This is a genomic window from Longimicrobiaceae bacterium, from assembly GCA_035936415.1.
GTDB lineage: Bacteria > Gemmatimonadota > Gemmatimonadetes > Longimicrobiales > Longimicrobiaceae > JAFAYN01.
Genome location: DASYWD010000611.1, coordinates 1 through 9,409, shown reverse-complemented (window position 1 = coordinate 9,409; position 9,409 = coordinate 1). Strand labels below are relative to the sequence as shown.

The window sequence follows — 9,409 nt, the reverse complement described above, 5'->3', positions numbered from 1 at the left end:
CCCGGTACGGGCGCGGGCGCGCCAGCTCCGCCGTGCGCCCCTGGAGCTGGGCCGCGTAGAGGGCCAGCACGTCGCGGTAGACCAGCCCCACGCTCCAGCCGTCGAGCAGCAGATGGTGGTGCGTCCACACCAGGCGGTGCTCCCGCTCCCCCGTGCGCAAGAGCGCCAGCCGCATCAGCGGCGGCTTCGCCGGGTCGAACCCCCGCGCCCGGTCCGCCGCCAGGTAGCTCGCGAAGCGCGCCTCCTGCTCGGAGGCGGGCAGCGCGCGCCAGTCCTCCCGGTGCACGGGGAGCGCGACGCGCCGGCGGACCACCTGCAGCGGCTTCTCCACCTTCTCCCAGGAGAAGGCCGCGCGCAGCGCCGGGTGCCGGTCCACCACCGCCTGCCACGCCCGCGCGAAGGCCTCCCCGTCCAGCTCACCCTCCAGCGTGAAGCCGAACTGCCCCACGTAGGTGCCCGGCCCCTCGTAGAGCGAGTGGAAGAGCATCCCCTCCTGCATGGGCGAGAGGGGGTACACGTCCTCGATCGGGTTCTTCTTCACCGGCTCGGTTGCTGCCACGTCTGGTTCCCGGTTGCGGTCGAGGTGTCGCGGGTCAGGTGCCCGCCGGGTCGAGGTCCAGGTCCTCTTCCAGGATCTCCGACTCCAGGATGGAGAGGGTGTCGGCGTCGATCCCGGCCAGGGCGAAGTCGGAGGCGGTGTAGCCGCCCGGCTCCTCCGTGCGGCAGTGGGAGATCAGCGCCCGCAGCCGCTCCAGGTACTGCGAGGCCAGCCGCTCGACGGTGGCCGGACGGTGCAGCGCCGCGCTGTACGACCACTCCACCTGGAGGCACCCCCCCTCGATCCTGGCGTCCAGCTCCAGGAGGTGGTGGCGGAGCCCGTGCGCACCCTGCGCGGAGCCGCTCGGCTCGTCCACGAGCGCGAAGAGGGCCCCGTCCGAGAAGCTCTGGTCGAACTGGCCGAGGTAGTTGAAGCTCACCTGCGGCTCCGGGAGCTCCCGGAGGGCGCCCCGGACCTCCTCGTCGGGGTGCAGGTAGCGCAGGAGCCCGTAGCCGATCCCCTTCCCCGGGACCGCGCGCAGCTGCTCCTTGACCCGCTTCAGCCGCTCCCCCGGGCTCGGGTCGCTCCCGGCGTCCAGGAGCATGGGATGGACGGCGGTGAACCACCCCACCGTGCGCGACAGGTCGACGTCCGCGAAGAGGTCCTCGCGGCCGTGTCCCTCCAGGTCGACTAGGAGCCGCTGCTCCCCGGTCCACCCGGCCATCGCCTCCACCAGCGCCGCCAGGAGCACGTCGTTGATCTGCGTCCGGTACGCCGTGGGGACCTCGCGCAGGAGCGCCTCGGTCTCGTCCGGGTTCAGCGAGACCGTAACCGCCCGGGCCGAGGCGACGCTGTTCTCCCCGCCCGGGTGGTCCACCGGGAGCGGGCGCACCCGGCGGCCGGGGTGGGTCCAGTACTCCAGCTCCCCCCGCACCGCGGCGCTCCGCGCATGGGCGGCGAGCCGGCCAGACCAGTGCTGGTAGGAGGTGGTCTTGGGCGGGAGGTCCGCGTCGAGCCCGGCGGCGATCCGCCGGTAGGCGGCTTCCAGGTCCTCCAGCAGGACGCGCCAGGAGACCCCGTCCACCGCGAGGTGGTGGACCACGAGCAGGAGGCGCTGCTCTCCCCGGCCCAGGTCGAAGAGCGCCGCCCGCAGCAGCGGCCCCGCGCCCAGGTCGAGGCTCGCCTGGACCTGGGTGGCACGGCGGTCCAGCGCGCCTGCCCGGTCCGCCGCTGGCACCCCCGCGAGGTCCACCCGCTCCACCGGGACCCGCTCCTCCACGGGGCCGTGGGACTGGATCCACCCCTCCCCCCCGCGCCGGAAGCGGAGCCGCAGCGCGTCGTGGTGGCGCACCAGCGCGGCGAGCGCACCCTCCAGGGAGGGGAGGTCGAGCGGCTCGCGCGGGGCGAGGAGCAGCGCCTGGTTCGCGTGGTGGAGGTCGGACCCACCCTGCTCGAAGAACCAGTGCTGGACGGGGGTGAGCGGCGCCTCCCCCGTGACCGCCCCCTGCTCCGCCCGCGCCGTCGCGGTTCGCCCGGCCACGCGCGCCAGCGCGGCGACGGTGGGGTTCTCGAAGACGTCCCGGGGAGTGACCTCCAGCCCCGCCCTGCGGGCCTCGGTCACCACCCGGATGCTGAGGATGGAGTCGCCCCCCACCTCGAAGAAGTTGTCCGTCACGCCGACCCGGTCCACCCGGAGCACCCGCGCCCACACGTCGGCGAGGGCCTGCTCCGCCGCGGTCCGGGGCGCCACCTGCTCGCCGTCCGGGGAGGGGGCCGCCTCGGGGGCCGGGAGCGCGCGGCGGTCCGTCTTGCCGCGCGGCGTCAGCGGGAGCGCGTCCAGGACCACGAAGGCGGTGGGGACCAGGTGCAGCGGGAGGCTCCCCGACAGGTGCTTGCGCAGCTCCGCCGCGGAGGGGACCGCCGCGTCCGCCGCGCCCGTGAGGTACGCCACCAGGCGGCGGTCGCCGGGGACGTCCTCCCGCACCACGACCACGGCTTCGCGCACGCCGGGGTGCCGCAGAAGCGCGGCCTCCACCTCGCCGGGCTCGATGCGGAAGCCCCGCACCTTCACCTGGGTATCCATCCGCCCCACGAACTCCAGCAGCCGGTCCGCGCGGAGCCGCACGCGGTCGCCGGTGCGGTACAGGCGCGCGCCCGGCTCGCCGAAGGGGTCGGGGACGAACTTCTCCGCCGTGAGCTCCGGCCGCCCCAGGTATCCGCGCGCCACCGCCGGGCCGCCCACGTACGCTTCGCCGACGGCCCCCGCGGGGACCGGCTCCAGGGAGCGGGCCAGGACGTGGACGCGGCGGTCGCCGATCGGGGCCCCGATGGGGACCGCCGGAGCGTCGAAGCCCCCGGGAACCGGGTAGCAGGTGGCGAAGACGGTGCACTCGGAGGGGCCATACCCGTTCACCAGCCGCAGCTCCGGGTACCGGGCGAGCGCCCGCCGGACGTGCGGGAGGGAGACGGCCTCGCCCCCGGTCATCACCTGCCGCACCCCGGCGAGGACCTCCGGGGCGGTGTCGACGACGAGGTTGAAGAAGGCCGCCGAGAGCCAGAGCGTCGTCACGCCGTGGGCACGGACCTGCGCGCCCAGCTCCGCGGGCTCGACGGAGCCGCCGGTGTACAGGACGCACCTCGCGCCGGTGAGGAGCGCGGGCCACAGCTCCAGCGTCAGCACGTCCCACGAGACCGAGGAGTGCTGGAGGAACGTCTGCTCCGCGTCGAAGCGGACGTAGTCCACCCCGCGGAAGAAGCCCGGGATGGAGCGGTGCGGCACCTCCGTCCCCTTGGGGCGGCCGGTGGAGCCGGAGGTGTAGATCACGTAGCACAGGTGCTCCGGGGTCACCTCCACCCGGGGAGCCGTCCCCGGCTCCCGGGCGATGGCGTCCGCGTCGCGGTCCAGGCACACCGGCTCCGCCCCGGTCCCGGCGAGGCGGCCGAGGAAGGGCTCCTCCGTGAGCAGCACCCGCACGCCCGCGTCCGCCAGCATGAGGGCGAGGCGCTCCGCCGGATAGTCCGGGTCCAGCATGACGTAGGCGCCCCCCGCCTTGAGCGCGGCCAGGATCGCCACCACCATCTCCGGGGAGCGCTCCAGGCAGACGCCCACCCGCACGTCGGGGCCGACGCCGCGCTTCCGCAGGTGGTTCGCGAGCCGGTTGGCGCGCAGCTCCAGCTCGCCGTACGTCATCGTCCGCTCCCCCTGCGCCAGGGCGACCGCGTCGGGCGAAGCCGCCGCCTGCTCGGCGAAGAGCTCGTGGACGCAGCGCGCCGGGCCGGGAACGGACGCCGGGGCGCGCCCCGCGGCCAGGAGGGCGCGGCGCTCCGCGTCGGACAGGATCGCGACGGAGCCGAGCGGACGCCCGCCGTCCCCCGCGATCCCCTCCAGCGCCACGCGGAGGTGCCCCAGCATCCGCTCCACCGCGTCCGCGTCGAAGCGGGCGCGGTCGAAGGTGGTGGCGATGCGGAGGGGGCGGCCCGGGAATACCGCGACGGCCAGGGGGTAGTTGGACTGCTCGCGCTGGGCGAGGACCCCGATGCGCAGCGGCCGGTCCCCGGCCAGGACGCCGTCCACCGGGTAGTTCTCGTACGCCAGCACGCTCTCGAAGAGCGGCGTCCCCGCGGGCACCTCGCTCCACCGCTGCAGTCCGGAGAGCGGCACGTGCCCGTGCTCGCGCGCCTCCGCCTGCCGCTCCTGCAGCGCGCGCAGCCAGGGGAGCACCGCCTCGCCCGGCTCCACCCGCGCCCGGACCGGGAGGGTGGCGATGAAGACCCCGACCATCTCCTCCACCCCTTCCAGCTCCGCCGGCCGCCCGGAGACCGCGGTCCCGAAGACCACGTCCTCCTCCCCGGAGTAGCGCGAGAGCAGCAGCGCCCAGGCGCCCTGCACGAGGGTGTTCACGGTGAGCTCCCCGCGGCGCGCGGCCGCCTGGAGCGCGTCGCAGAGCGCCTCGGGGAGAGTGCTCTCCAGGCGCCCGTACCCCCGCTCGGCCCCGGCCGCGCCGGGCCGGTCCACCCCGAGCGGGGTCGGCACGGCGAAGCCGTCGAGCGCCTCACGCCAGAAGCCCTCCGCGCGGGCGGGGTCCTGCCGGGCGAGCCACGCCAGGTACTCCCGGTAGGGCGGCGCCTCCGGGAGCGACGGCTCGCGCCCCTCCCGGAAGGCGTCGTAGGCGGCCAGCACCTCGCGGAAGACGATGGGGAGGCTCCACCCGTCCAGGAGCGCCTGGTGGAAGGTCCAGACCAGGGTCCACTCCGCGCCGCCGTCGCGGAACAGCGCGAGCCGCGTGAGCGGGGGACGGGCCGGGTCGAAGCCGCGTGCGCGGTCCTCGGCGAGGAACGCCTCCAACGCCGCCTCCCGCCCGGCGGGCGCCATCCCGCGCCGGTCCTCGCGCAGCACGGCGGGCTCCGCCCCGCGGCGCACCACCTGGAGCGGCCGGTCCGCGGCTCCGCTCACGAACCCCGCCCGCAGCGCGGGATGGCGCTCCAGGACGCGGCGCCACGCGCGGAGGAATGCGTCCTCGTGCAGCTCTCCCGCCAGGCGGAAGACGTACTGCGCCACGTACACCCCGCTCTCCGGGGCGTACAGCGTCTCGAAGAGCATCCCCTCCTGCATGGGGGCCAGGGGGTACACGTCCTCGACGTCGCGCCCGGACCCCACCAGGGCGTCCACCCCGGCCTGGTCCAGCCCGGCGAGCGGGAAGTCGGAGGGGGTGCACCCGCCCGCACCGTCCTCGCGGCAGAGCGCCACGAGCGCGCGCAGCTCCGCCAGGTACGCCTCCGCCAGCGCCTCCACCGTCTCGCGGCGGTGCACCAGGCTCCCGTAGCGCCACTCCACGCGCAGCTCCCCGCCGTGCACCGCGGCGTTCACCTCCAGCAGGTGGGCCCGCGGGGCGCGGGGGCTCACGTCGGCACCGGGAGATTCGCCGGCCAGGGCGAAGAGGGCGCCCTCGGGGGCGGAGGCGTCGATCCGCCCCAGGTAGTTGAAGGACACCTCGGCCCGCGGGAGCGCCGCCAGCCGCTCGCGCGTCCCGGGATCCGGGCCCAGCCAGCGCAGGGCCCCGTACCCGATCCCGCGGCCGGGGACCGCGCGGAGCTGCTCCTTCACCCGCCTCAGCGCCTCTCCCGCGTGGGCGGCGCCGCCCACGTCGAGGAGCACCGGGTGCACGGAGGTGAGCCACCCCACCGTGCGCGAGAGGTCCACCTCCGCGAAGAGCTCCTCGCGCCCGTGCCCTTCCAGCTCCACGAGGAGGTGGGGCTCTCCCGTCCACCGCTCGAAGGCGCGCGCCAGCGCCGCCAGCAGGGCGTCGTCCGGGCGCGAGCGGTAGGCGGCCGGGAGGTCCCGCAGGAGCGCCTCCGTCTCCCGGGCGTCCAGGGCGACGGAAACGGTCCGGACGGCGCCCGCCGTGTCGGGGCCGGGCCCGTCCACCGGGAGCGGGCGCGGCGTCCACCCCCGCTCGTCCGTCCACCCGTCCAGCTCCCCGTCGAAGCCGCCCCCGGCGGCGTGCTCCGCCAGCCGCGTCGCCCACTCGCCGAAGGAGGTGGTCTTCGGCGGGAGCTCGGGGCGTACGCCGCGCTCCAGCGCTTCGTACGCCGCCTGGAGGTCCTCCGCGACGATCCGCCAGGAGACCCCGTCCACGACCAGGTGGTGCGCGGCGAGGAGGAGGCGCGGGGGGCGGCCGCTCCCCGGCTCCAGGAGGAGGGCGCGCAGCACGGGGCCGCGCTCCGGGTCGAGCCCCGCCTGTACGGCGGCGCACCGGCGCTCGACCTCCTCCGCCAGCTCCCCGTCGGGGACGTGGGAAAGGTCCGCACGCTCCAGCGGGACGGCGGCCTCGGCCGGGGGGGCGTAGCGCTGTGTCCACTCCCCCGCGGCGCTCCGCGCGTAGCGGAAGCGCAGCGCGTCGTGGTGCAGCGTCACCGCGAGGAGCGCGTCCCGCAGGAGGGCGGGGTTCACCGGCCGGCGCACCTCCAGGAGGAGCGGGAGGTTCCAGTGGTGGCGCTCCGGGATCTCCTGCGCGAAGAACCAGCGCTGCACGGGGAGGAGCGGGGCCTCGCCGACCGGGGCGCCCCGGTCCGGACGGGCGGAGGGGGCGGGGGCCGCCGCCGCGATCGCGGAGAGCCGGGCCACCGTGGGGGCCTGGAAGAGGTCCCGGGGGCGCAGGTGCAGCCCCGCCCGCCGGGCGCGGGAGACGACCTGGATGGCGAGGATGGAGTCGCCGCCCAGCTCGAAGAAGCTGTCGTGGATCCCCACCCGCTCCATCCGCAGCACCTCGCCCCAGATCCGGGCCAGCGTCGCCTCCGCCTCGCTACGCGGCGCCTCGTAGGCCCCCGGGCGGAGCCGGTCCTCCGCGGGCGCGGGGAGCGCCCGGCGGTCGGTCTTCCCGTTGGCGGTGAGCGGGAGCGACTCCAGCACCACGAATGCGGAGGGGACCATGTGCGCCGGGAGGTGCGCGCCCAGGTGGTCGCGCAGCTCGCCCACGGTCACCCGCTCGCCCGCGGCGGAGCGCACGCGGGGGCGCCCGCCGTGGAAGAGACGCTGGTGGAAGGCGGAGAGCTCGCGGGGGCGGCCGTGGTGGAGGAAGCGGTACGCGAAGGGCGCCTCGCCGCCGCCCGCGCGCCGCAGCACCCCCTCCGCGGCGTAGTCGGGGTGCATGCCGTCGTCCGAGAGCTCCGCGCTGCAGACGACGCGGAGGACGTCTCCCGCGCTCGCCTCCACGCCGGGGTAGAGGGCCGGGAAGAACAGGGGGAGCCAGGCGCACTCGTCCCGCAGCGAGTCCAGCGTCAGCTCCTCCCCGCAGTAGAGACGGATCCAGAGCACGAAGCCGTCGATCCGCCCGCCGCGCTCCACGCGCAGCTCCACCTCGCGGCGGAACGTGTCCCCGCCCGGGCGGGAGAAGTCCAGCTCTTCGAAAACGGCGGAGTCCGAGACCACGTGGTCCGCCGGGAGGTTGCGCAGGCAGAGCGGGAGGTCGAACGGGTGTCCCACCACCTCCAGGACGCGGTCGGCGTAGTGGCCGCCCACCTCCTCGAGCACGGGGGCGGCGTGCAGCGCGTCCGGGAGCCGCACGGCGGCGATCCGGGTGACGCACCGGCCGGGGACCATCACCCCGCCGGGCCGCAGCCAGCGGCGGGCGGCGTCCAGCACCGCCACCGCCCCCTCCGAGCCGCCGATGCACCCCAGCAGCTCGGAGACGCAGACGTCCGCCGGCTCGGGGAGCTCCACCTCGCGGGCGTCGCCGAAGATCAGCTCCACCCGGTCCTCCAGGCCCAGCTCCCGGACGCGCTCCTGCGCCCTGCGGAAGGACTCCTCCATCCGCTCGACAGCGTACACCTTTTTCGCGCCCGCCTCGACGCAGAGGCGGGCCAGGACGACCTCGCCCCCCGTCCCCACGTCCACCGCCACCTTCCCCGGGACCACCCGGGCGAGCGCCTCCCGGTACCCGGCGTTGCGGCGGGTGTCGTCGGCCATGGCGCGGTAGAGCAGGTCGTCGTAGACCGGGTACTCCCCGTGCGAGGGCCACAGCTCCACCCCGACGGTACGGCGCAGCCCGCCCGCCTCGGGAGCGTAGCCGGCGCCCGGGACCACGTACGCCACCAGGCGCCGGTCGCCGGGGGTGTCCTCGCGCACCACGACCGCCGCCTGCCCCACCGCGGGGTGCCCGGCCAGCACCGCCTCGACCTCCGCCGGCTCGATGCGGAATCCGCGCACCTTCACCTGCTCGTCGATGCGCCCCAGGAACTCCAGGCTGCCGTCGGCGAGCCGGCGGACCCGGTCGCCGGTGCGGTACAGGCGCGCGCCGGGCGCCCGCGGGAACGGGTCGGGGACGAAGCGCTCCGCCGTGAGGTCCGGCCGCCCCAGGTAGCCGCGCGCCACCCCCTCCCCGCCCACGTACAGCTCGCCGGGCACTCCCCTCGGGGCCGGCTCGCGCTCGGCGTCCAGCACCCGCAGCTCCACGTTGGGGAGCGCGTGGCCGACGGGGAGGTTGGGATGGACCGAGCCATCCTCCCCGGCCTCCAGGCGGAGCGTGGTGGAGCTGACCGTCGTCTCCGTCAGCCCGAACACGTGCACCAGCGGGACCCGGACACCCGCCCAGGCGCGGAGCCGGTCCGGCAGGATCCGCTCGCCGCCCACGATCACGAACCGGACGGAGGGGGGCAGCCCCGTCCCCTCCTGCTCCAGGACCCCCACCCACTCGTGCCAGAAGGCGGTGGGGAGCTCCAGGCCCGTGACGCCGTACGCCTCCAGCACGCCGGCCAGCTCGGCGGGGGAGTCCAGGAGGTCGGCGCCGGGGAAGACCACCGCCGCCCCCGACAGCCAGGCGGGGAAGACCTCCTCCACCATCACGTCGAAGCTGGGCGAGGCGAACTGCAGGAAGCGGTCGGCCGGGGACAGCTCCAGCCGCTCGCGCATGGCCTCCGCGTAACAGAGGAGCGAGCGGTGGGTGACCATCACCCCCTTGGGAAGCCCGGTGGAGCCCGAGGTGTAGATGGCGTACGCCAGGCTCTCCGGGTGGGCCCGGGCTCCCTGCTCGCGCCCCTCCCCCTCCGGGAGGTAGTCCAGGCAGAGCACCGCGGCCGCCCCGTCCGGGACGGAGCCCGCGAGCGCCGAGCGGGTCACCACCACCCCTGCCCCGCTGTCCTCCAGGAGGAAGCGCAGCCGCTCGGGCGGGTAGCCGGGGTCGAGGGGGACGTACGCCGCCCCCGCCTTGAGCACGCCCAGGAGCCCCACCGCCAGCTCGACGCCACGCTCCATGAAGAGGGCGACGCGCGACTCCGGGCCCGCCCCCCGGGCGCGCAGCACCGCCGCGAGCCGCTCCGCCTCCGCGTCCAGCTCGCGGTAGGTGAGCACGCGGCCGGCCCCGATCGCCGCCGGGG

Annotated in this window: 2 protein-coding genes; both read right to left on the bottom strand. The window is 76.2% G+C overall.

The annotated features are described in order from the left end of the window. On the bottom strand, nucleotides 1-559 hold a 559-nt coding region (locus VGR37_24530; protein ID HEV2150587.1), incomplete at its 3' end, for a condensation domain-containing protein. Between the two features lie 34 nt (nucleotides 560-593). After that, nucleotides 594-9,398, bottom strand: coding sequence for an amino acid adenylation domain-containing protein (locus VGR37_24525; GenBank protein ID HEV2150586.1), 8,805 nt, complete (start codon nucleotides 9,396-9,398; stop codon nucleotides 594-596). Nucleotides 9,399-9,409 lie beyond the last annotated feature (11 nt).